This window comes from Actinoalloteichus caeruleus DSM 43889, assembly GCF_000429185.2.
GTDB lineage: Bacteria > Actinomycetota > Actinomycetes > Mycobacteriales > Pseudonocardiaceae > Actinoalloteichus_B > Actinoalloteichus_B caeruleus.
Genome location: NZ_AUBJ02000001.1, coordinates 2,727,114 through 2,749,273, shown reverse-complemented (window position 1 = coordinate 2,749,273; position 22,160 = coordinate 2,727,114). Strand labels below are relative to the sequence as shown.

At 71.9% G+C, this 22,160-nt stretch carries 20 protein-coding genes; 12 read left to right on the top strand and 8 right to left on the bottom strand.

Annotated features, from left to right (window positions below; translation table 11 throughout):
- The first annotated feature begins 37 nt into the window (after positions 1–37).
- Positions 38–808, top strand: a complete 771-nt coding sequence (locus G443_RS10125; protein ID WP_026418336.1) for an ATP-binding cassette domain-containing protein — start codon at positions 38–40, stop codon at positions 806–808.
- 81 nt (positions 809–889) lie between these two features.
- The gene (locus G443_RS10120; protein WP_026418337.1) at positions 890–2,320 is read left to right on the top strand and encodes a sugar ABC transporter permease; all 1,431 of its coding nucleotides are present in this window, start codon (positions 890–892) and stop codon (positions 2,318–2,320) included.
- A gap of 148 nt (positions 2,321–2,468) precedes the next feature.
- Here G443_RS10120 and G443_RS25995 read toward each other — a convergent pair whose 3' ends face one another.
- Positions 2,469–2,645 carry a DUF7455 domain-containing protein gene (locus G443_RS25995; RefSeq protein WP_085944855.1) on the bottom strand — a complete coding sequence of 59 codons (177 nt, stop codon included), beginning with the start codon at positions 2,643–2,645 and terminating at the stop codon, positions 2,469–2,471.
- A 376-nt stretch (positions 2,646–3,021) separates the two neighbouring features.
- Here G443_RS25995 and G443_RS10115 point away from each other — a divergent pair, with 376 nt between their 5' ends.
- Positions 3,022–3,825, top strand: a complete 804-nt coding sequence (locus tag G443_RS10115; RefSeq protein WP_035272908.1) for an EamA family transporter — start codon at positions 3,022–3,024, stop codon at positions 3,823–3,825.
- A 114-nt stretch (positions 3,826–3,939) separates the two neighbouring features.
- On the opposite strand, the gene G443_RS10110 is transcribed toward G443_RS10115, so the two are convergent.
- The 3 genes from G443_RS10110 to ppgK all read right to left on the bottom strand — a co-directional run bounded on the left by G443_RS10110 (position 3,940) and on the right by ppgK (position 7,345).
- Complete coding sequence (locus G443_RS10110; RefSeq protein WP_026418338.1) at positions 3,940–4,689, bottom strand: SDR family oxidoreductase; 750 nt, start codon at positions 4,687–4,689, stop codon at positions 3,940–3,942.
- Between the two features lie 253 nt (positions 4,690–4,942).
- Complete coding sequence (locus G443_RS10105; RefSeq protein ID WP_026065630.1) at positions 4,943–6,298, bottom strand: RNA polymerase sigma factor; 1,356 nt, start codon at positions 6,296–6,298, stop codon at positions 4,943–4,945.
- A gap of 285 nt (positions 6,299–6,583) precedes the next feature.
- Complete coding sequence (gene ppgK / locus G443_RS10100) at positions 6,584–7,345, bottom strand: polyphosphate--glucose phosphotransferase (RefSeq protein WP_026418339.1); 762 nt, start codon at positions 7,343–7,345, stop codon at positions 6,584–6,586.
- Positions 7,346–7,469: 124 nt separating this feature from the next.
- On the opposite strand from ppgK, the gene G443_RS10095 reads away from it, so the two are divergent.
- The gene (locus tag G443_RS10095; protein ID WP_372492968.1) at positions 7,470–8,366 is read left to right on the top strand and encodes an inositol monophosphatase family protein; all 897 of its coding nucleotides are present in this window, start codon (positions 7,470–7,472) and stop codon (positions 8,364–8,366) included.
- Between the two features lie 52 nt (positions 8,367–8,418).
- Here G443_RS10095 and cei read toward each other — a convergent pair whose 3' ends face one another.
- A complete protein-coding gene (cei, locus tag G443_RS10090; RefSeq protein WP_026418341.1) occupies positions 8,419–9,096 on the bottom strand; it encodes an envelope integrity protein Cei in 678 nt (225 codons plus the stop codon).
- A 638-nt stretch (positions 9,097–9,734) separates the two neighbouring features.
- On the opposite strand from cei, the gene G443_RS10085 reads away from it, so the two are divergent.
- On the top strand, positions 9,735–10,037 hold the full coding sequence (locus G443_RS10085; protein WP_026065628.1) for a DUF4193 domain-containing protein: 303 nt from the start codon (positions 9,735–9,737) through the stop codon (positions 10,035–10,037).
- A gap of 146 nt (positions 10,038–10,183) precedes the next feature.
- On the opposite strand, the gene G443_RS10080 is transcribed toward G443_RS10085, so the two are convergent.
- On the bottom strand, positions 10,184–10,723 hold the full coding sequence (locus tag G443_RS10080; RefSeq protein ID WP_155886086.1) for a DUF3093 domain-containing protein: 540 nt from the start codon (positions 10,721–10,723) through the stop codon (positions 10,184–10,186).
- Between the two features lie 25 nt (positions 10,724–10,748).
- On the opposite strand from G443_RS10080, the gene dut reads away from it, so the two are divergent.
- The 3 genes from dut to G443_RS10065 all read left to right on the top strand — a co-directional run bounded on the left by dut (position 10,749) and on the right by G443_RS10065 (position 13,164).
- Positions 10,749–11,306 carry a dUTP diphosphatase gene (gene dut, locus G443_RS10075; protein ID WP_162147293.1) on the top strand — a complete coding sequence of 186 codons (558 nt, stop codon included), beginning with the start codon at positions 10,749–10,751 and terminating at the stop codon, positions 11,304–11,306.
- A 3-nt stretch (positions 11,307–11,309) separates the two neighbouring features.
- A complete protein-coding gene (locus G443_RS10070; RefSeq protein WP_026418343.1) occupies positions 11,310–11,984 on the top strand; it encodes a DUF3710 domain-containing protein in 675 nt (224 codons plus the stop codon).
- Between the two features lie 316 nt (positions 11,985–12,300).
- Positions 12,301–13,164, top strand: a complete 864-nt coding sequence (locus G443_RS10065) for a DUF3159 domain-containing protein (protein ID WP_026418344.1) — start codon at positions 12,301–12,303, stop codon at positions 13,162–13,164.
- Positions 13,165–13,350: 186 nt separating this feature from the next.
- Here the strand turns inward: G443_RS10065 and G443_RS10060 are convergent, their stop codons facing one another.
- Positions 13,351–14,025 (bottom strand): hypothetical protein, encoded by a 675-nt coding sequence (locus G443_RS10060; protein ID WP_155886087.1) that lies wholly within the window; start codon positions 14,023–14,025, stop codon positions 13,351–13,353.
- 563 nt (positions 14,026–14,588) lie between these two features.
- On the opposite strand from G443_RS10060, the gene G443_RS10055 reads away from it, so the two are divergent.
- From G443_RS10055 to G443_RS10040, 4 genes are all read left to right on the top strand, one after another.
- Positions 14,589–15,869: a class I SAM-dependent RNA methyltransferase gene (locus G443_RS10055; RefSeq protein ID WP_051313810.1), complete on the top strand. Its 1,281-nt coding sequence runs from the start codon at positions 14,589–14,591 to the stop codon at positions 15,867–15,869.
- Positions 15,870–16,107: 238 nt separating this feature from the next.
- Positions 16,108–18,051 (top strand): 1-deoxy-D-xylulose-5-phosphate synthase, encoded by a 1,944-nt coding sequence (dxs, locus tag G443_RS10050; RefSeq protein WP_026418346.1) that lies wholly within the window; start codon positions 16,108–16,110, stop codon positions 18,049–18,051.
- Between the two features lie 69 nt (positions 18,052–18,120).
- The gene (locus G443_RS10045) at positions 18,121–18,834 is read left to right on the top strand and encodes a response regulator transcription factor (RefSeq protein ID WP_035273061.1); all 714 of its coding nucleotides are present in this window, start codon (positions 18,121–18,123) and stop codon (positions 18,832–18,834) included.
- Positions 18,815–19,963: a sensor histidine kinase gene (locus tag G443_RS10040; protein ID WP_026418347.1), complete on the top strand. Its 1,149-nt coding sequence runs from the start codon at positions 18,815–18,817 to the stop codon at positions 19,961–19,963. The genes G443_RS10045 and G443_RS10040 overlap by 20 nt, the downstream gene beginning before the upstream one ends.
- Before the next feature lie 88 nt (positions 19,964–20,051).
- On the opposite strand, the gene G443_RS10035 is transcribed toward G443_RS10040, so the two are convergent.
- Positions 20,052–22,142: a 3-hydroxyacyl-CoA dehydrogenase NAD-binding domain-containing protein gene (locus G443_RS10035; protein ID WP_026418348.1), complete on the bottom strand. Its 2,091-nt coding sequence runs from the start codon at positions 22,140–22,142 to the stop codon at positions 20,052–20,054.
- Positions 22,143–22,160: the final 18 nt, after the last annotated feature.

Below are 22,160 nucleotides of genomic sequence, written 5' to 3'. Positions count from 1 at the left end.
CCAGCGGGCGGGGTCACCCGCCGACCCGACCGAGCCGGTGCGACCCGTGCTGCGGCTCAGCGGCGTCAACAAGAGTTTCGGGCCGGTGCACGTCCTCCACGACGTCGACCTCGCCGTGCGCCCCGGTGAGGTGACGGCGCTGGTCGGCGACAACGGAGCGGGGAAGTCCACCCTCGTCAAGTGCATCGCCGGCATCCACCCGGTGGACGGTGGGAGCATCCACTTCGACGGGGAGCCCGTCCGCATCACCAGCCCGAAGGACGCGGCGGACCTCGGCATCGAGGTCGTCTACCAGGACCTGGCGCTCGCCGACAACCTCGACATCGTGCAGAACATGTTCCTGGGACGCGAACGCACCAGGGGCGGTCTGCTGGACGAGACGGACATGGAGCGGGCGGCCAGGGACACCCTCGCCTCGCTGTCGGTCCGCACCGTGGCCTCGGTGCGGACCCCCGTCTCCGCCCTCTCCGGCGGGCAGCGCCAGACGGTCGCGATCGCCAAGGCCGTCCTGTGGAACAGCAGGGTCGTCCTCCTCGACGAGCCCACCGCCGCACTCGGCGTCGCCCAGACCAGGCAGGTCCTCGACCTCGTCCGGCGGCTCGCCGAACGCGGCCTGGGGGTGGTGCTCATCAGCCACAACATGAACGACGTGTTCGAGGTCGCCGACCGGATCGCGACCCTCTACCTCGGCCGGCTCGTCGCCGAACTCCCCACCCGCGACACCACCCATGCCCAGGTGGTGGAGCTCATCACCGCCGGCCGGTCCGGCGACCTCGGGCTTCCCCGAGCGGAGAACGTCGCGCTCTGAACCCGACGACCCCCCCACCAGTTCCGATGCCCAGGGGCTCCGGTGACCTCGGGCAGCCTCACCCAGCCCGCGAGGACGGCCATGACCCAGCTCTCCCCGAACTCCTCCTCCGGTGAGGAGCGAACGGAACCCACCGACGGGTTCGCCATCGACACCACCCGCCGCACCACCCGGGAGGCGCTCGGCGACTACGTGGCCCGGCTGCGTGGCGGGCAGCTGGGCGCGCTGCCGGCGCTCCTCGGCCTGCTCACCCTCTTCGTCGTGTTCACGGTCCTCTCCGATCGCTTCCTCACCCTGGGCAACCTCGCGAACCTGCTGGGCCAGGGCGCGGGGATCGTCGTCATCGCCATGGGCCTCGTCTTCGTGCTGCTGCTCGGCGACATCGACCTCTCCGCCGGCACGGCCTCCGGGGTGGCCGCGTCCGTGCTCGCCCTGCACCTGGTGAACAACGGCAACCTCCTCGGGGCGATGGGCACCGCGGTCTTCCTGCTCTTCTGCGGCGCCATCGTCCTCGCCGTCGTCCTGGCCCTGATGGCCAGGTTGTGGATCGGCGCGGGCCTGGCGACCCTGGGGCTGCTGCTCGTGGTGCTGGGTGTCCCGGCCAACCCGTGGCTGGAGATCCTGCTGGCCGTGTGCGTCGGTACGGCCATCGGGTGCCTGACCGGTTTCCTGGTAGCCCGGGTCGGGATACCCGCGTTCGTGGTGACGCTCGCCCTGTTCCTGGCCTGGGGCGGGGTCGTCCTCCAGTTCGTCGGCGTCGGCGGGACGCTGGGACTGCGGGACGACGTGCTCTTCGCCGTCGCCAACGGCAGCCTTCCCGTGTGGGGCAGCTGGCTGTTCGCGCTGGTCGCCGTCCTCGGCTACGTCGCGCTCGGGTGGGGACGTCACCTGCGCCAGGTGCGGGCCGGGGTCGTCACCGCGCCAACCCCGCTCGTGCTGGGCAAGCTGGGGGCGGTGGTCCTGCTGGCCCTGGTGGGCACCTGGCTGCTCACCCTGAACCGTTCGCCCAACGACCAGACCGTCATCGCCGGCGTCCCCTACGTGGTGCCGATCGTCCTGGTCCTGCTCGTCCTGGGGACCCTCGTCCTGGACCGCACCCGCTACGGCCGTCACATCTACGCCGTGGGCGGGAACCGGGAGGCGGCCAGGCGCGCCGGGATCGACGTCGTGAAGATCCGGATGAGCGTCTTCGTCGTGTGCTCCACCGTCGCCGCCATCGGCGCGGTGATCTACTCCTCGAAGGTGGGGTCGGTGGACCCCCAGGCCGGAGGCGGGAACACCCTCCTCTTCGCCGTCGGAGCGGCCGTCATCGGGGGCACCTCCCTGTTCGGAGGTCGCGGCCGGCTGCGGGACGCCGTCATCGGCGGCACCGTGATCGCCACCATCGACAACGGGCTAGGTCTCCTGGGGCAGCCGGCGGCCGTCGTGTCGATCGTCACCGGGGTCGTCCTGCTCCTCGCCGCCAGCGTCGACGCCGTCTCCCGCCGCCGGGCGGCGGCGGTCGGGCGCTGAGGGGAGCCAGCCGCCAACACGGCGGGTCCCCCGCCGCCCACACCACGCCACACACGCGGAAGCGGGTGGTCGGGAACTTCCCGGCCACCCGCTTCGCGGGTCTCACTGACGTCGTGGTGGTGCGTCTCGAGGCTGTCCGCCCAGATGATCAGCTCTGGAGGTCGGCAGCCAGCTCACGGAGTCTCGCCTCGTGCTCACGGGCGTGGTGAGCGCAGAAGAGGAGTTCTCCACCGGAAGGGAGTACGGCACGAACCTTCGCGGCGGCCCCGCAGCGGTCGCAGCGGTCTGAAGCGCGGAGCTCGGGGCGGGTGAGCGTTCCGGTCATCTTCCATCTCCCTCCGTCCCGGGGCCGGGGTATCCGACACCGTTGGGGCCTACCACGGTCCACCATCGTCCGGTCGAGGACCGGGCCGCGGTGTTCCGCGGTACCACTCTTTCAGACGTTCGAGCATCCGTCAGTGTTCCCGGTCCGAGTCGCGAGCCTCGTCACGCCCAACCACCCGGTTGCAGCAGTCGTCCCGACCCGGACGTCCCATCGGAGTACCGACGGCGACGGTGCCGTCCCCGCCCGTCCTCATCCCCTGGGTACCCCACCGGCGCGACACCCGCACAGGCACCATGGGGCGGTGTCGTTCCTGAGCCGATCACGTCCGCTCACCCCGCCGCCGGCGCCCGCGCTGTTCGTCGCGGGAGGGCTCTCCATGTACGTGGGGGCCGCGATCGCCGTCTGGCTGTTCGAGGAGATCTCCCCCTGGGCGGTGGCCTGGTTACGGGTGGTGGGAGCGGCGCTGGTGCTGCTGGCCTGGCGGCGTCCGGGACGGGAGGCGTGGCGGGGCCGCCGTCTGCTGCTGGCCGGGCTGTTCGGGACGGCGACCGCGTTGATGAACATCGCCTTCTACGAGGCGATCGCCCGGCTCCCGATGGGCACGGCGGTGGCCGTGGAGTTCATGGGGCCGGTGGTGGTCGCGGCGCTGGGGACGAGGACCCGGCGCGACGTGGGCGCGCTGGGCCTGGCGGTGCTCGGTGTGCTGCTCATCGCGGACGTCCGCCTGAGCGGTAGTCCCCTCGGCGTGCTCTTCGCCCTGCTGGCGGCGGCGTTCTGGGCGGCGTACATCGTGCTGGGCAAGCGGGTCGCCACCGGGGGCAACGGCTTCGACGACATGGCGGTGGGCTTCACCGTCGCGGCGGTGCTGCTCAGCCCGCTCGCGGTGGGCACCGGGCCGGTGTGGGGCTCACCGAGGCTGCTGGTGCTGGCCGTCGGGGTGGGGGTGCTCTCGACGCTGGTGCCGTACCTGCTGGACCAGATCGTCCTGCGCAGGGTCGGTCAGGCGCGGTTCGCGCTGCTGCTGGCGCTCCTGCCGGTCACCGCGACGGTGACCGGCCTCGTCGTGCTCGCCCAGGTGCCCGCACCGCTGGAGGCCGTCGGGATCCTCTGCGTGGTGGGAGCGGTGGCGCTGCGCACCCGGGACGACAAGCCGGCCGGCCCGCCACCCGAACCCGGCTGACCGGGCGCCACCCGAGGTGTGGAAGCGGTGTCGCCCCTGGCGGCCGCGCGAGACCCGAGCGAGTCTCCAGCGGGCCCGCCAGCGGCGCCGAGGGAGGCTGGCCGCCCGGGCCCGTCAGTTGCCCCCAGCGACCCGCAGGACCGCCCCGCTGGCGTAGGTGGCTCCGGGTGAGAGGAACCAGCTGATCGCGTGCGCGATCTCCTCGGGCTGCCCGGCGCGGCCCAGCGGGATGCGTGTCGCCACCCTGGTCGCGCGGTCCGGGTCCCCCGACGACGCGTGGATCTCGGTGTGCACGGTCCCGGGCGCCACCGCGTTCACGCGGATGCCCTCGGCGGCGACCTCCTTGGCCAGCCCCACCGTCATCGCGTCCACCGCGGCCTTGCTCGCCGCGTAGTGCACGTACTCGCCCGGGCTCCCCAGCGTGGCCGCCGCCGAGGACACGTTCACGATCACCCCGCCCCCGCCGCCCCGTGAGGTGGACATCGCGCGGACGGCCCGGCGGGCGCACAACAGGTAGCCGATCACCCCGACCTCGACGACCGACCGGAGGTCCGAGGTGTCGGAGTCGGCGAGCGGACCCAGCCTGCTGGTGATCGCGGCGTTGTTCACCAGGCCCGTCACCGGGCCCAACCGCTCCGAGGCCACCTCGAAGAGGCGGTCGACGGCGTCCTCGTCCGCGATGTCGACCGCGCAGGCGACCGCCCGTCCTCCGGCGGCCACGACGTCGGCCACGACCCGGTCGGCGGCGTCCCGATCCCGCCGGTACCCCACGACGAGGTGATGACCCTCGGCGCCGAGCAGGCGGGCCGTCGCGGCCCCGATGCCTCGGGAACCACCAGTGATGACCGTCACATTTCGCCTCATGTCCCGCCATCCTCCCCACGTCGGCCCAGGCGGCCGCCGAGGAGGGATGGTAGCCGGTGGGAGGGCTGGTCGGGAGGGCGCGAACAGGGCAGGGCAACCAGGTGGGAGGACGAGTGCCACCGCGCACCCGCCACTGTTCCCGACCCCGGACGGCATGGGCCTGGTTCACCGGGGAGGCGCGGGGACGCGCGAACGGGCGCCTCCACAGGGGAGACGCCCGTTCGCGTCGTCGTACCGCCGGGGCCGGCTCGGCTCAGTCCAGGTAGTCCCGCAGGACCTGGGAGCGAGAGGGGTGGCGGAGCTTCGACATCGTCTTGGACTCGATCTGCCGAATCCGTTCCCTGGTCACGCCGTACACCTGGCCGATCTCGTCCAGGGTGCGCGGCTGGCCGTCGGTGAGCCCGAAGCGGAGCCGCACGACGCCGGCCTCCCGCTCGGACAGGGTGGCCAGCACCGACTGGAGCTGGTCCTGGAGAAGGGTGAACGACACGGCGTCCACCGCCACCACGGCCTCCGAGTCCTCGATGAAGTCACCGAGCTGGGAGTCGCCCTCGTCACCGATCGTCTGGTCGAGCGAGATGGGCTCCCGGGCGTACTGCTGGATCTCCAGCACCTTCTCCGGGGTGATGTCCATCTCCTTCGCGAGCTCCTCGGGAGTGGGCTCGCGGCCCAGGTCCTGGAGCAGCTCACGCTGGATGCGACCGAGCTTGTTGATGACCTCCACCATGTGGACCGGAATCCGGATGGTCCTCGCCTGGTCGGCCATCGCACGGGTGATGGCCTGGCGGATCCACCAGGTCGCGTAGGTGGAGAACTTGTAGCCCTTGGTGTAGTCGAACTTCTCGACGGCGCGGATCAGGCCGAGGTTGCCCTCCTGGATGAGGTCCAGGAACGCCATGCCGCGGCCCGTGTAGCGCTTGGCCAGGCTGACCACGAGTCGGAGGTTCGCCTCCAGCAGGTGGCTCTTGGCCCGCTCGCCGTCCCGAACGATCCACCGCAGGTCCCGGCCGAGCTGGGGGGAGAGCTTCTCGCCCTCGTCCTCGGCCTTGCGGACGCGTTCGGCGGCGTAGAGACCCGCCTCGATCCGCTTGGCGAGCTCCACCTCCTCCTCGGCGTTGAGCAGGGCCACCTTGCCGATCTGCTTCAGGTAGGCCCGGACGGAGTCGGCCGACGCGGTCAGCTCCGCGTCCTTGCGCGCCTGGCGGAGCGCCTCCGACTCCTCCTCGTCCCAGACGAAGTCGCCACTAGCCTTGGCGGCTTCCTCCTCCTGCGTGTCCGTCTCGGCCAGCGTCTCCTCGGTCAGGTCGACCGCGACGTCGGCGAGGTCGTCGGAACCGGGGGCGGCGGCCTCCAGCTCCACCGCCTCGTCCAACTCGAGGCCCTTCTTGGCCTTGGTCTGAGACTTGCCCGCCGTGCCCTTCTCGCTCTTCCTGCCCCGGCCCTTGGCCGCCGGCTTCTTGGCGGAGGTCTTCCGCGGCGAGGCCGGTTTCTTCGCGGGTGTCTCTGCGTCAAGTTTGGCGGCCGCCTGAGCCGGGGTGGCCGTCGTCGACTTGGCGCCGCCCGCGGCGACGGAGCTGGAGCGTCGGGTTGCTGTGTTTGCGGCTGCCACGTACGCCCTTTCGCGACGATCGATCACGGCAAGCCGCAGGTCGCACACCTCGGCCGCCACGTGTTCGGGGAATTACCCGCCAGCCGATTTGGTCGATTGATCGGAGGGGGCGCGTTCCATTGTAACGACAGCCCGTGGGTGCGAACCCCCCGCGAGGCCCTCTCGGGGGAACGATCTCACCGGTACCGGCGTTCCCCGCCCGAGTGCGACGTGCCGCCCATCCCCGGCGGGTACCCGGCCGCCGCCCGGGGTTCACCCTGGTCAGCGGCCGGTGCGCCCCGTTCCTCATGTGCTCCCGACGGCCCGCGCGGCCGCGGCGGCACCGACGATCCCGGCGTCGTTGCGCAGCTTCGCCGCCACGATCTCCGTCCTGATGTCCAGGAGTGGGAGCCATTTGTCGGCCTTCTTGCTGACACCGCCGCCCGCGATGATGAGGTCCGGCCAGAACGCTCGTTCGAGCGCGTGGACGTACCGGTTGACCCGGACCACCCACTCCTCCCACGACAGCTTCTCGTCGTCCTTCACCGACGCCGCCGCCCGGCTCTCCGCGTCGTGACCGTCCACCTCCAGGTGACCCAGCTCGGAGTTGGGGATCAGCTTGCCGTCGAGGAACATCGCGCTGCCGATCCCGGTGCCGAAGGTGAGGACGACCACCAGCCCGCCACGGCCGGCGCCGGCCCCGTAGGTCATCTCGGCGGTGCCGGCGGCATCCGCGTCGTTGAGCACCACGACATCCTCGCGGCGGCGTCCCAACCTTTCCGCGAACAGGTTCTGAGCGTCGGTGCCGATCCACGCGTCGTCGACGTTGGCCGCGGTGTGCGCGACGCCCTGGCTCATCACGCAGGGCAGGGTGACGCCCACCGCTCCGTCCCACCCGAAGGACTTGGTGATCTCGGCCACGACGTCGGCGACCGCGTCGGGCCTGGAGGGTTGGGGGGTGGGAATACGCACCCGGTCGGCGGCGAGCTCTCCGGCCCCCAGATCGACCAGGCTCCCCTTGATGCCGGAACCGCCAATGTCGATGCCGAAGCCCCGGGTAGCGCCCATCCCGTGGTCCTTCCTACTCGATTCAGCTAATGGTGTGCAGAACCATAGGTCATCCCGGTGGGAAAGCGTGAGCTGTGTTACCCGCGCGATGGTCGGGACTCCCACCCTGTGATCCGATGGACGGGTGGCAGCAGACAAGTCGACGTCCCCCCTGTCCTCCCGACCCGCGCTCGCCGGTGAGGAGGTGGCCGAACTCCGTTCGACGGCGGTGGCGCTCGCCCGTGAGGCGGCCGAGCTGGTCCGGGAACGCCGGGGCTCGTTGGGGGACTACCAGGGCGGTGTCGACACCAAGAGCACGAGGACGGACGTCGTCACCGAGGCCGACCACGCGGCGGAGAGGCTGATCCGCCAGCGCCTCGCCGAGCTCCGGCCAGGGGACGCGGTCCTCGGCGAGGAGGGCGGCGGGGAGGAGGAGGCCGGGCCGGACGCCCCCCGTTGGGTCGTCGACCCGATCGACGGGACGGTGAACTACCTGTACGGCTACCCCTGGTACGGCGTCTCCGTGGCCGTCCAGTACGGCGGCACGTCCGTGGCGGGCGCGGTGGTCGAACCGGCGAGCGGGCGGGTGTGGAGCGCGGGGCAGGGCCTGGGGGCGACGCTGGACGACATGCCCCTCTCGGTGTCGGACCGGAGGGAGCTGGACACGACCCTGGTTGCGACCGGGTTCGCCTACGACCCAGCCCGCCGGAGCCGGCAGGCGTCCGCGGTCAGCTCGCTGCTGGGGGTGGTCCGGGACGTGCGCCGGGCCGGAGCGGCGTCACTGGACCTCTGCGCGGTCGCCGCCGGGTGGGTGGACGCCTACGCGGAGCACGGGCTGCACCGGTGGGACTGGGCAGCCGGTGCCCTGATCGCGGCCGAGGCTGGCGCCGTCGTCCGACTGCCGGGGTCGGAGCCCGGCGTGGCGGCCGACCTGGGCGGCTCTCCCGGGAGCCACGGGAGTGACCTCACGTTCGTCGCCGCCCCCGGCATCGCGGACGCGCTCTGGTCCGCGTTGCCGGGGGCGGGCTTCGGATCCGTCTGAGGGAGTGGTCGGCGCGGCCCCCGGGGCGGCGCGGGCGGCGACCCCGGAGGGGTCAGCAGCTCACGTCCCGGGCGGCCGCCAGCATCTCCTCGTCGAGGGCGGGGCCGGCGGTGTCGCCACCGTCGGACTGCTGGCCGCCCTGCTGGCTCGGCTGGTCGGTTCCCCAGGCCGCCAGTTGCTCCAGGATCTCCTTGGCGGCCGCGTTCGGTTTGACCTCGTCGAACTTGGAGCCGAGCGCGAGCGCGATCGTCGCCTCCTGCCGCTGGTCGCTGACCAGCTCAGCGCAGGGAACCGCCAGGCTCAGGGTCCTGGCCATCGCCGCGCTGTTCGGTCCGAACCGGATCTGGCCGTGGCAGTCCATGTCCTGGTCGGCGTACACGGGGTCGTTGTTCGGCCGGTAGGCCTGTTCGAACTCCAGCGCCGACAGTTCCTCGGCGATCATCGTCGCCTGGCCTCGGACGCCGTTGGCGTTCAGCACCGTCACCATCACCTGGGAGGGCGGGGCCGGGTCGGTGCGGTCCAGCGCGTCCCTCGGCATCGCCTCACCGGGCTCCGGTGGCGGTTCCTCGTCCGGGGCGGTGGTGCGCACCGAGGGCGGCGAGCACCTCGTGGCTTCCTCGATGGTCTCGATGTTGTCGAAGACGCCGGTCCACACCCAGCCGGCCACGCCCCCCAGCACGGCGATCAGGATTAACGCCGGTAGGGGCTTGCGGCGCCGGTACCTCGGCACGGTGTTCTGTGGTGTTCCTTTCCGGGCACCCACGTCCTGCAAGCCTCCCCCGACTCAAGCTTTGGATGACCCGGTTGACAGCCGGGCAGGTTGTTTTAGCCTATGCGGTCACCCAGCTTCGTGCTGGGCAGTGGCAGGCATGGTGGCGCCTTCGTGATCGTCGACCGGCCACTCCGGGCTCCCGGGGCGGGGTCGCCAGAGGTGATCGGGCGTCCTCGGCGGCCGGGACGACCGCCCTGGCTCGCCTCGGCGTCGACGAACAGGACTCCGGGTGGCCGGGAGGCACCCTGCCAGCCGGCGTACCCCGCACCTCTCCAGACGTCGGAATGATCACTCCGGGTTGCTAACTGTGATGTTTGTCACAACTCGTGGGTTGAGGTGGAGGTGAGGGAACAGCGTGTGCGAGCGGCCGTGTCCTCTCCGTTACGTCGACCGGGTGACCCGACGCTCATGGTCCGCGTTCGTGAGCTACCCTCGCCCCGCCCCGGACACGGTTACTGGCTCCCGCTGGTGGCCGGATCCGCGGCCCGAGGTGCGGACGAGACCTCCGTCACGTCGGGGATGGGCACAAACACGGGTGCTCGGACGTTGTCCAGCGGCACGAAACACAGTCTCCGTTGATCGCAGGGGTGAACACGATGGCGACCGACTACGACGCTCCGCGCAGAAGCGAGGCGGACGACCTCGCTGAGGATTCGCTAGAGGAGCTGAAGGCACGGCGGAACGAGGCCCAGGCTGCGGTCGTCGACGTCGACGAGGGTGAGAACGCAGAGAACTTCGAGCTGCCCGGGGCCGACCTGTCCGGCGAGGAGCTGACGGTCAAGGTGCTCCCGAAGCAGGCCGACGAGTTCACCTGCTCGCAGTGCTTCTTGGTGCACCACCGCAGCCGGCTGGCCGAGGAGCGCGGTGGGCGCTACGTCTGCCGCGACTGCGCTGCCTGAGAGCTCCGAGGACAGTGGGCCGGGGAGCCGGACGGGTGCCCGGCTCCGGCCACGACGACGCGGAACCCTCGGGACGGCTCCGTGCCCCCGCGTCCGTGCTCGGAGTGGGTGCCCGCGACGTCGGGTGACCGACCCGCCCAGCCGGGTCAGGCGTCGGCTGACGCCTCCTTCTCGGCGAGCAATGCGTCCCTGACCTCCTCCGGGCGGCGGGCGCTGAACAACCAGTAGGGCGTGGGGTCCTGGGGGTCGGTGATCTCCACCCACACCATCGGCCCGACCCAGGCGCGGTGGACGACGTAGGCCGCCGGGTCGAGTTCCCGTCCGAGCGCCCGGCCCTTCTCGGCCTTGTCGACGACCTCGACCTCTCCCACGAACCGGGTGGGAATCCGGGCGGGCCCCACGACCAGGTCGCCACCGCCGACCTCGACCCGTGCCCGGCCGAGCCACACCAGCACGGCGACCATCACCGTGGCGAGAACGACGTAGGGGATCCAGGCCCGGGGGCCCGGGTAGCCCATGTGGATCTGGACACCCAGCAGAACCGCCGCGCCGAGCGCTGGCGGCCACCCCCACCACGGCACGTAGAGGCGTTGCCGCGTGCGGGGGAGCCCCGACACGTCGCCCTGGGGACCGGCGGAGCCGGTGGTGACGTTCGGCGTGGGTGCCGTGCCCGTACTGTCAGTCACGTGGGTCAGAGTAGTCTCGCCGCTCGTGGTAGGCGTCGAGGTGTTGTTGACCCGGCTGGATCCGGCGGTTCCACTTCCCAGTTACGCGCGTGAGGGCGACGCTGGAGTGGATCTGGTCACGACCAGCAACGTGGAACTCGCTCCGGGAGAACGTGTGGTGGTGGGAACGGGGATCGCCGTGGCCCTCCCCCCCGGGTACGCGGGTTTCGTCCACCCGAGGTCCGGGCTGGCGGCCAGGGTGGGCCTGAGCGTCGTGAACACGCCGGGCACGATCGACTGCGGGTATCGCGGGGAGATCCGGGTCTGTCTGATCAACCACGATCCGAGGGAGCCCGTCCGACTGGAACGGATGGACCGCATCGCCCAGCTGGTGGTCCAACGGGTCGAAAAGGCGGAATTCCACGAGGTGGCCGAGTTGCCGCCGTCCGAGCGTGGTTCCGGTGGCTACGGTTCCACCGGAGGTCATGCCACTCTGGATCACACGGGGGCAGCGGTGGTGGGCTCCGGCCCGACCACGGTGGCGGGCGACACAGCAGGTGCGGCGGGCCCGGTGGGGTCGCTGGCGGCAGAGACGGAGGTGTGACGGATGTTCGGATGGGGCCGACGTCAGCGTTCCGAGCGGGACCGTGTTACCGAGGAGGAGGCCGCATCCGGCGGTGAGGTCGTCGGGCCGTTCGACGAGAACGAGGCCCCGGACGACAAGCTGAGCCGGCTCGACCTCGGTTCGGTCCGGTTGCCCGTGCCCAACGGGTCCCAGCTCCAGGTCGAGGTGGACCCCTCGGGGCCGGTCCGGGCCGTGCACCTGGTGACCCAGGTGGGGAGGCTGACCGTCAGCGCCTTCGCGGCTCCCCGGTCGAGCGGCCTGTGGGCTGACATCCGCACCGAGCTCGCCGAGCAGCTGGGCAAGGACGGGGCCCGCGTGCGGAAGGAACCGGGGGAGTGGGACACGGAACTGGTGTCCACCTCCCCGAAGGTCACGTTGCGCTTCCTCGGCGTCGACGGTCCCCGCTGGCTGCTGCGCGGCGTCGCCGCCGGGCCGAGTGAGCACAGCGAGGCGCTGGCCACCCTGCTGCGCGACGTCGTCCGGGACACGATCGTGGTGCGGGGTACCAACCCGCTGCCGGTGCGCACCCCACTGCCCATCAAGCTCCCCAAGCAGGTCGAGGCCCACCTCGAACAGGCTCGTGCCCAGCAGGAGGGCCAGGCGAAGGTGCGTGACGCCCAGGCGGCGATCACGCAGCGCAGGCAGACCGCGCGCTGACCCGTCGTCCGTGCCGTTGCCCGGTCTCCCGTCAGGGCGACGGCTCCTCCTCGACCAGTCATCCGCCCCGAACGGATGGGCGTCGTCGGGTGTGGGGAGGGAACGGACGACGGAGGGTGCCCGTCCTCACCGTTCCGAGAACGTTCGCCTCCGCTCAGTGATCGACCGTTCGGGGTGAACGGGTGCCGGGGCTACAGTGGTCGTGGGCGGACGGCGAGTTCCCGGCTGGTCGGCGCCCACGCGGAACGCTCGACGCGGTGGTGTCGACGGGCCGGGTCCTGACCCCACACGCCGAGGACGAGTTGCGGACGACGGCATGAGCGAACCCAGAACTACGCACACGGAACCCGAGCCGGAACCGACCGGTCCGGCGGTGTCGCCGACGGACGCCGCGGCACACGTCGCCGACCCAGCGGAACCGCCAGCACCCACCCTGCTCGAGCAGATGGGGGGCATCTCCGGGCTGATCGCGTCGGTGATCCCCGTGGTGCTCTTCGTCTCGGTCAGCGCGCTGACCGAGTGGCAGGTGGCGCTGTGGGCCGCCATCGGCGGCGCGGTGCTGATCGCGGTCTGGCGCCTGGTGCGCAAGGAGGCGCTCCAACCCGCGGTCTCCGGTGTGCTCGGCGTCCTGCTGTGCGCTTTCATCGCCTATCGCACCGGTTCCGAGCGGGGCTTCTACCTGTACGGGATCTGGGCGAGCCTCGTCTTCGGCATCGCCTTCCTGGTCTCGATGGTGGCGCGGTGGCCGCTGGTCGGGGTGATCTGGGCCGGGCTGAACGGCTCCGGCTTCGCCTGGCGGTCGGTACCGCGCGCGCGGGCGGCCTACCAGCTCGCCACCGCCCTGTGGACCGTGTTCTTCTTCTCCCGGTTCGTGGTCCAGCAGTGGCTCTACGACGCGGACGAGGCCGGCTGGCTCGGCGTGGCGCGCCTGAGCATGGGCACCCCGCTGACGGCGGTCGCGTTGTTGCTCACGATCTGGGCGGTGCGCCGCGCGAACCGGATCGTCGAGGAGGAGGCGGCGCGGGCGGCGCCCGAATCCCCGTCGCCGGCGGGAGCCGGGGGAACCGCCGACGTCCGGCCGTCCTCGGCTCCGGACGAGGTGGGTGCCGGCGGAGCGATGAGCGAACCGGAGGCCTCCCCCGCCTCCGCACGGGACAGCCGCTCACCTGGGAGTCCCTGAGCCGTCGTCCCCGAGGCGGCGGAGTTCGCCGACCCGGCCCCGCTGTCGGGCTGGATCGGCTGGATCACCCGGCGTGATCGCCGTCGCCGAGCGGCCGGCCCTGGATCGCTCCCCACCGCCCTGGTCATGTCCTGGTGGACGACGAGGGGCCAGCCACGGCTGGCCCCTCGTCGTCCGCGGCGGTGCTCAGCCGACGCGCGTCGTCGTGCCGTCCTCGACCGGACCCGCCGTTCCCCGCTGGTCCTCCTCGGCGTCCCGTTCGGGCGTGGTGGACGAGCCGGTGTCCTCGGGCCGTCGCTCCGCGTCCGGCGTCCGAGCCCACCAGGGCAGGTCCCAGCCGGCCGAGTTCTGCCACCACCGCCCGGGGGCGTCCTCCGGCAGGGTCGTGGTCTCCCCGGCCGTCGCGGGGTCGGTCCCCTCCGCCGTGCCGGAGTCGAGTTCCTGGCAGATCAGCGTGGTGAGGCCCGTGAGGAAGTCGGCCAGCGTCCACACTCCCTGGAGGAGGGAGAGGCGGCTGGTCGGTGACACCTCGTTGTCGCACTGCGCGGCGTCGTGCACGGGCCCGCCCACCACGACGTTGTCCTCGGTGGAGGAGATCGTCCAGTCGGAGGTTTCGCCCGTCTGCTCCCACACCACCTCGCCGTTGACGACGACCTGGGCGTGGAAGCGTTCCTGGGTCGTGTCGAGCAGTGAGTTCAGCGGTCGGGGCAGCAGCCGCGCGTTGCCCTCGTCCTGGTCGGCCGACGCCGTGGGAACGAGCAGGACGCCGGCGGCGACCGCGGCGCCGAGCACAGCCGCCGTCGCGCCGCGTGCGTGGCGGCGGACGGTCGAACAGGAGGTTTTCTCGTCAGGAGTCTTCACCTGGACAACCCTTCTCCATCGGTTACGAGGGGACTCCCCAGAAAGGGAGAGTGGGCGGCCCGCGCCGCCGGGAGTCGTTTTCCGTGTTCACCGCGTCGGACCGTATCAGCGGATCTTGCTGCGAAAGTGGACCCTTCCGCTCGACATTCCCGATATCACCTGTCAAGGCGTTGACCCTCCGTGCTCGAGCACCACCGAATGATAAAAGCGATCGCGATATGCGGGGTAATGCCTGTTCAGGTGGGGTCTGGTGTCGCGAAGTGGAGCTTTTTCCAGATCATTCCCCTGATTGTCGGAACAAAGGGTCAGGGATATCCTCCGCTGTCGGGTCCCCGTCGCCGATTTCCCCTGAAAGACTGGTGTGTCGTTGTCGGGGTGCCGGCGGTGGGGGCGTGGCCCCCTTCGCGGTGCGCGGGCCCGTCCGTCCGTTCTCGTCCCGCCAGGGGGCCGCGGCGACCGGGCGCCCCGCCGGCGCGGCACCTCCGCTGCCCGTTCGTCCGGCCCGGCTGGGGCTACGCTGGGTACGAGCGTTTCCCTGATGTCGGAAAGGACCCCGTCCCGCGGTGAGCACCTCTGCGCCGAGCCAGCGACCGGACTGGACAGGACATCGGATCGATCTGGAGGTCGGCCCTCCCGGACACGGTGGTTTCTGCGTTGCCCGGCACGAGGGCCGAGTGGTCTTCGTCCGGCACGCCCTGCCCGGGGAGCGGGTGACCGCCCTCGTGACCGAGGACAACGGCGGCGGCTACTGCCGCGCCGACGCCGTCACCGTGCACTCCGCCTCCCCGGACCGGGTCACCCCGAGCTGCCCGCTCTCCGGTCCGGGCGGGTGCGGCGGCTGTGACTGGCAGCACGTCCGCCCGGAGCGGCAGCGCGCGATCAAGGCCGGAGTGGTGGAGGAGCAGCTGCGCCGCATCGCCGGCGTCGACCGTTCCGTGGTCGTGGAGGAACTGCCCGGTGGTGTGCTCGGGTGGCGCAGCCGGGTACGGCTGGCCGTGGACGACGCCGGGGTCGCCGGGTTCCGGGCCCACCGCAGTCACCGGGTGGTCGCGGCGACCGGATGCCCGTTGTCCGTGCCGGGCATGGTCGACGGGCTGCTGGGACGGCGCTGGCGGCCGGGTATCGAACTCGACGTGACCGTCGACGCCAACGAGCAGGTGCACGTCAGCGAGCTCCGGCCGGGGCGCGGCTCGCGCCCGACCTCGCGCCGGATCGCCGGGGACGGAGTGGCCGTGCAGCGCGCCGCTGGTCGCGACTGGCGCGTCCACCCCCACGGCTTCTGGCAGGTGCACCCCGCCGCCGCCGACGTGCTGGCCGAGGCCGTCGGATCCTGGACTCGCGCCCCCAGGGGAGGGACGGCCTGGGACCTCTACGGGGGAGCGGGTCTGTTCGCCTCGGTGCTCGCCGAGCAGGTCGGCACCGGGGGAGCGGTGGTCGTCGTGGAGTCAGCTCCCCGCGCCGTCGCCGACGGCGAGCGGGAGCTCGCGGACCTCCCCCAGGTGAGCTTCGTGACGGGGCGGGTGGAGCGGGTGCTCGCCCGGGGCCTCGGTGGCGGCGCTCCCGACGTGGTCGTGCTGGACCCGCCCCGCAAGGGCGCCGGTCGTGAGGTGATCAGCCAGATCGGCGCAGCCCGCCCGGCAAGGGTCGTGCACGTGGCCTGCGACCCGGCTGCCTTCGCCCGAGACGTCGGGCTACTGAGGGAGCAGGGGTACCGGTTGGCCGAACTGCGTGCGTTCGACGCCTTCCCGATGACGCACCACGTGGAGTGCGTGGCACTCTTCGAGCAGGCGGACGGGAACGGGGATACCGCCACCACGACGCCGGCTGTTAGCCCCGAGGAGTGATTCCCTTCACGCTGGGTAAGTTCATTGGGGGGAACGCGCTCGAGTCTGTCCCGGCCCTCTACCCACTCCGGTGAGGCGCCGTCACGCCAGGCTCACACCCCGCAGCGACCGGGACGGTGCCCTCGGGTTACCCGTCCGTAGACTGGCGCGACGTAGTTGACCGGCCGCACCCTGTCCGTGGGAGTACGCCCTCGTACCTGGACGGGGCTGGCGAACGGCACTGAATTGAGGTGGAGTGGTGACCCTGCTCGAGTCCGTGCACAGCCCGGCTGATCTGAGGAGAATGGAGCTGGGTGAGCTCCAGCGACTGGCCGAGGAGATCCGCTCCTTCCTCATCGAGAAGGTCTCGCGGACCGGCGGGCACCTGGGGCCCAACCTCGGGGTCGTGGAGCTGACCCTCGCCGTCCACCGCGTCTTCGACTCACCCCACGACCCCGTCGTCTTCGACACCGGGCACCAGGCCTACGTGCACAAGATCATCACGGGTCGTCAGGGAGGGTTCGACCGGCTGAGGAAGCGGGACGGGCTGTCCGGCTACCCGTCGCGGGCCGAGAGCGAACACGACCTGGTGGAGAACAGCCACGCCTCGACCGCGCTCTCCTACGCCGACGGGCTCGCCAAGGCCTACCAGCTCCAGGGCGCCCGCCGGCACGTCGTGGCCGTGGTCGGTGACGGCGCGCTGACCGGTGGAATGTGCTGGGAGGCGTTGAACAACATCGCCGGCGACGGCAACCGCCCGCTCGTGATCGTGGTCAACGACAACGGCCGGTCCTACTCGCCCACCATCGGCGGCCTCGCGGACCACCTGGCGTCGCTGCGCCTGCGGCCCGGCTACGAACGCGCCCTGGAGAGCGGGAAGCGCACCCTCCAGAGCATCCCCATGGTCGGCCGTCCGATCTACGCGGGTCTGCACGCGGCGAAACGCGGGCTCAAGGACGCCATCAGCCCGCAGGCCATGTTCGAGGACCTCGGGCTGAAGTACTTCGGGCCGGTGGACGGACACGACCTGGGCGCCCTCGACGCCGCCCTCCGCCGGGCCAAGGCGTTCGGTGGCCCGGTCATCGTGCACGCGGTCACCAGGAAGGGCACGGGCTTCGCCCCGGCCGAGAACGACACGGCCGACCAGATGCACTCCACGGGTGTGATCGACCCGGTCACCGGGGAACCGGCCACGGCCTCCGGCGGGACGAGCTGGACCTCGGTGTTCTCCGACGAGCTCGTGCGGATCGGGGCGGAGCGCCAGGACCTCGTCGCGATCACCGCCGCGATGCTCGGGCCGACCGGCCTGGACAGGTTCGCCTCGGCCTACCCGAAGCGGTGCTTCGACGTCGGTATCGCCGAACAGCACGCGCTGACCTCGGCCGCCGGTCTGGCGATGGCGGGCATGCACCCCGTGGTGGCGGTGTACGCGACGTTCCTCAACCGCGCCTTCGACCAGCTGCTGATGGACGTCGCGCTGCACCGGCAGCCGGTGACGGTCGTGCTCGACCGCGCCGGGATCACCGGCTCGGACGGCGCGAGCCACAACGGCGTGTGGGACCTGTCGATCCTCGGTGTGGTGCCGGGCATCCGGGTCGCCGCCCCCCGGGACGCCGACACCCTCCGTGAGGCGCTGCGGGAGGCGGTGCGGATCACCGACGGGCCCGGGGTGATCCGGTTCGCCAAGGGCGACGTCGGCGACCGGATCGAGGCCGTCCGGCGCGTCGGCCCGGTGGACGTCCTCCGGGAGGACACCGAGGCGGACGTCCTCCTGGTCGGCGTCGGTAGCTTCGCCGAACTGGCCGTCCGCGCCGCGCACCGACTGGCCGACCAGGGAATCGGGGTCACCGTGGTGGATCCGAGGTGGGTCGTGCCAGTACCCGAGGAACTGGTGGCGCTCGCGGCGGACCACCGGATGGTCGTCACGGTCGAGGACGGTGGCCGGCACGGAGGCGTCGGCTGGGCGCTGGCGGCGGCGCTGCGGGACGCGGAGGTCGATGTCCCCCTCCGCGACATCGGCGTGCCCCAACGGTTCCTCGACCACGGTTCCCGGGGAGAGGTGCTCGCCGAGCTCGGGCTCACCGACCAGGACGTCGCGCGCCGGATCACCGAGTGGGCCGCCGGGATCCTGGGTGAGGCGAGTGACTCGCCCGAGGTCGACGTCGCGGACCCGCAGCGGGTGCGGGACAGCGAGCGGAAGTGACATCGGTGACGCTGCCGCGGGCCGGGAAAGCCCAGCCCGCTCTCAGGTTCGTGTGGGACGGTTGGTGACGTGCGCATACTGGTCGTAGAGGACGAGCAGCCCCTGGCAGACGCGATCGCCCGGGGTCTGCGCCGAGAGGGCATGGCCGTTGACATCGCCTATGACGGTGAGTCGGGGCACGAGAAGGCGTCGATCACCAGATACGACGTCGTGGTGCTCGACCGCGATCTTCCGGGGCTGTCCGGCGACGAGTTGTGCCGGGAGATCCTCCGGTCCGGGGCACTGACGCGGGTCATGATGCTCACGGCGAGCGGCGAGGTGGAGGACCGGGTCGAGGGCCTGTCGCTGGGCGCGGACGACTACCTGGCGAAGCCCTTCGCCTTCCCCGAGCTGGTCGCCAGGATCCGCGCGTTGGGCCGGCGGTCCACGCCCCCGGTGCCGCCCCGGCTCACGGCCGAGCAGCTGGTGCTCGATCCAGCCTCCCGCACCGTCACCCGCAACGGTGAACAGGTCGACCTGACCCGCAAGGAGTTCGGCGTCCTGGAGGTGCTGCTCTCCGCCGGTGGTTCGGTCGTCAGCAGCGAGGAGCTGCTGGAGCGCGTGTGGGACGAGAACGCGGACCCGTTCACCACCACCGTGCGGGTGACCGTCATGACCCTGCGGAAGAAGCTCGGGGAACCGGCGGTGGTGGAGACCGTCGTCGGGTCCGGGTACCGGGTGCCGACCGCGGGAGTCGTGGAACCGGAGACCGACAGCGTCGCGGGTGCGAACACTGAACGCTGACCACCGCCCCGGCCGTCGAGGTCTCGGCCTCCGGGTCCGCATCACCCTGCTCGCGACCGGGCTCGTCGCCGTCGTGAGCGCGCTGCTCCTGTGGTTGGGCTGGATGCAGATCGGGCAGGCCCTCGCCGACTCGCCCCGGTTGCCGCGCGGTATGCGGGTCCGGGTCGACGGCGTCGAGGTCGAGGCGACCGAACTGACGACGCTGCTGCACGACCAGGCGAGGGACCGGGTCCTGGAGGTGGGGCTGCTGGCCTACCTGTGCGTCATCGCGGCGGCCTTCCTGCTCGCCTGGTCCCTCACCGGGCGGGTGTTGGCCCCGTTGCACAGGGTCACCGGCACGGCTCGTCGGCTGTCCGCCGAATCGCTGGAGGAGCGCATCGAGTTCGTGGGCGCGCGCGACGAGGTGGCGGAACTCGCTGACACCTTCGACGAGATGCTCGACCGGCTCCAGGCCGCCTTCGAGGCCCAGCGCCGGTTCGTCGCCAACGCGAGCCACGAGCTGCGCACGCCGCTGGCGGTGATCCGCACCGAGCTGGACGTCACCCTGGCCGATCCGGACGCGGACGTGGCGGAGCTCCGCAGGATGGCCGACGTGGTGCGGGACGCCACACGACGGGCGGAGCACCTCGTCACCGCGTTGCTGTTGTTGGCCCGCACCGACGCCACGGGGCTCAACGCCCGGGAGCCGGTGGACCTCGCCACCATGGTGGAGAGCGCGTGGCGCGCGGTGCGCGCCGAGGCCGCCGACCGGAAGCTCTCCGTCACCTTCGACACGGAGCCCGGCCTGGTGACCGGAGACCCGGCCCTGGTCGAGCGGATCGCCGGGAACCTGGTCGAGAACGCGGTGCGGCACAACGTGGAGGGGGGCTGGATCAGCGTGCGCACGAGCGGGGACCAGTCGGGTTCGCGGCTGGTGGTGTCCTCGTCGGGGCCGGTGGTCCCGCCGGAACGGGCGGCGCAGCTGCTCGAGCCCTTCAGCAGGGGCGGCGGCAGGACCTCCCACTTCGGCGCCGGCCTCGGCCTCTCGATCGTCCGGTCGGCGGCGGCCGCCCACGGCGGTCGTGTCGAGGTGGAGCCGGTGGACGGCGGTGGCCTCACCGTGACGGTGGAGTTCCCCGCCGCGCCCTGAGCCCGAGGGGGCGGCGGGACACGGACCCGGTGTCCCGGTGGGGCCGACGGTTCCCCGCCGACCCCACCGGAGTTGTCGACCGGAGTTCTCAGCCGGCCGCCGGGGACGCGACGCCCCTCGGGAGGAAGCGTTCCCCGTTGACCCGCTCCGCCACGCCGGTGCGGTCGAGGTACGGGGTGATCCCACCCAGCCAGAACGGCCAGCCGGCGCCGAGGATCATGCACAGGTCGATGTCCGCCGGCTCCGCGACGACCTTCTCCTCCAGCATGACGCGGGCCTCCTCGGCGAGCGCGGCCAGCGCGCGCTCCCGCAGCTCCTCCTCGGTGAGCGGCGCGTCACCCTGGTGCCAGAGCTCCGCCACCTCCGGGTCGAGCCGCTGCACGTTCCGCTCGTCCCAGGTCCACACCGCGGTCTTGCCGGCCGCCACGAACCGGCGCAGGTTCTCGCTGACCCCGAACCGGTCCGGGAAGGCGTCGTGCAGGGTCTGCGCGACGTGCGAGGCGACGGCTGGCCCGACCAGCTGGAGCAGGATCAGCGGGCTCATGGGCAGCCCGAGCGGTTGGAGCGCGCGGTCGGCGACCTCGAAGGGGGTGCCCTCGTCGATCGCGCCGATCACCTCGCCGAGGAACCGGGTGAGCAGTCGGTTCACGACGAAGGCCGGCGCGTCGGCGACGAGCACGCAGGACTTCTTCAGCTCCTTGCCCGTGCGCAGGGCGGTGGCGACGGTGGCGTCGTCGGTGTGCTGCCCCCGCACGACCTCCAGCAGCGGGAGGACCGCGACCGGGTTGAAGAAGTGGAAGCCCACGACCCGCTCCGGGTGTCGCAGTTCCGCGGCCATGTCCGTGATGGACAGCGACGAGGTGTTCGTGGCGAGCACCGCCTCCGGGGAGACGTGCTCCTCCAGCTCGGCGAACACACGCCGCTTCAGCGACAGGTCCTCGAAGACGGCCTCGATGACGAAGTCGGCGTCGGCGAAGGCGGCCTTGTCCAGCGAACCCGTGACCAGGGCTCGGAGCCGGTTCGCCTCGTCCGGCGAGACGCGCCCCTTCGACAACAGCTTGTCCACCTCGGCGTGCACGTAGCCGACGCCCCGGTCGAGCCGTTCCTGGTCGACGTCGGTGAGCACCACGGGAACCCGCAGGCGGCGGACGAAGAGCAGTGCGAGCTGGCTCGCCATGAGCCCGGCGCCGACCACCCCCACCTTGGTGACGGGACGAGCGAGTGACTTGTCCGGGGCGCCGGCGGGGCGCCGAGCGCGCTTCTGCGTCAGGTCGAACGCGTACAGGCCCGCCCGCAGCTCGTCGGACATGAGCAGCTCGGTGAGGCCCTCGGTCTCGGCCGCGTACCCCTCGTCCAGGGTGGCGTGGCGGGCCAGTTCGAGGAGTTCCAACGCCTTCGTCGCGCCAGGCGCCGCTCCCTGCGTCTTGGCCGCGACGAAGGCCCGCCCCCGGTCGAGGGCGGCGGTCCAGGCCTGGTCCCGGTCGATCTCCGGACGTTCGGGCCGAATCCGCCCCTCGAGCACCCCGGCCGCCCACCGCAGGGACTGCTCCAGGTAGTCGGCGGAGTCCAGGACCACGTCGACGACGCCGAGCGCCGCGGCCTTGGCGGGGCTGAGCCGGCGGTTCTGGTTGAGGGCGTTCTCCAGGATGACCGTGACCGCCGCGTCCGGCCCGATCAGGTTGGGCAGCAGTTGGGTGCCGCCCCACCCGGGGAACAGCCCCAGGAAGGTCTCGGGCAGGGCGAGCATCGCCGCGTTCGCCGCGACCGTGCGGTAGTGGCAGGAGAGCGCGAGTTCCAGGCCGCCGCCGAGCGCCGCCCCGTTGACGAAGGCGAAGGTCGGGATGGTGGACTCGGTGAGGCGGCGGAAGACCGCGTGCCCCGTGTGGGCGATCCACCGGGCCTGCTCGGCCGAGGTCAGCCGGGTGACGCCGGAGAGGTCCGCGCCGACCGCGAAGACGAACGGCTTGCCGGTCACCGCGATCGCGGCGGGCTCCGCGGCGAAGGCCTCGTCGAGCGCCGCGTCCAGGCTGAGCAGCCCCTGGGGGCCGAGGGTGGAGGGGCGCGTGTGGTCGTGCCCGTTGTCCAGGGTCACCAGGGCGATCGGTCGTTCGACGCCGGGCACGCGGACGAGCCTGGTCACCGACCTGGTCACGACCTCGTCCGGCATCGCGTTCCGCATGTCCTCGGCGGTGACCCC

Excerpts from the sequence above, each read along its gene's own strand:
- G443_RS10120 (WP_026418337.1), top strand. The coding sequence starts at position 890 with ATGACCCAGCTCTCCCCGAACTCCTCCTCCGGTGAGGAGCGAACGGAA.
- G443_RS25995 (WP_085944855.1), bottom strand. The coding sequence starts at position 2,645 with ATGACCGGAACGCTCACCCGCCCCGAGCTCCGCGCTTCAGACCGCTGC.
- G443_RS10115 (WP_035272908.1), top strand. The coding sequence starts at position 3,022 with ATGTACGTGGGGGCCGCGATCGCCGTCTGGCTGTTCGAGGAGATCTCC.
- G443_RS10110 (WP_026418338.1), bottom strand. The coding sequence starts at position 4,689 with ATGAGGCGAAATGTGACGGTCATCACTGGTGGTTCCCGAGGCATCGGG.
- ppgK (WP_026418339.1), bottom strand. The coding sequence starts at position 7,345 with ATGGGCGCTACCCGGGGCTTCGGCATCGACATTGGCGGTTCCGGCATC.
- G443_RS10085 (WP_026065628.1), top strand. The coding sequence starts at position 9,735 with ATGGCGACCGACTACGACGCTCCGCGCAGAAGCGAGGCGGACGACCTC.
- G443_RS10070 (WP_026418343.1), top strand. The coding sequence starts at position 11,310 with ATGTTCGGATGGGGCCGACGTCAGCGTTCCGAGCGGGACCGTGTTACC.
- G443_RS10065 (WP_026418344.1), top strand. The coding sequence starts at position 12,301 with ATGAGCGAACCCAGAACTACGCACACGGAACCCGAGCCGGAACCGACC.
- G443_RS10035 (WP_026418348.1), bottom strand. The coding sequence starts at position 22,142 with ATGCGGAACGCGATGCCGGACGAGGTCGTGACCAGGTCGGTGACCAGG.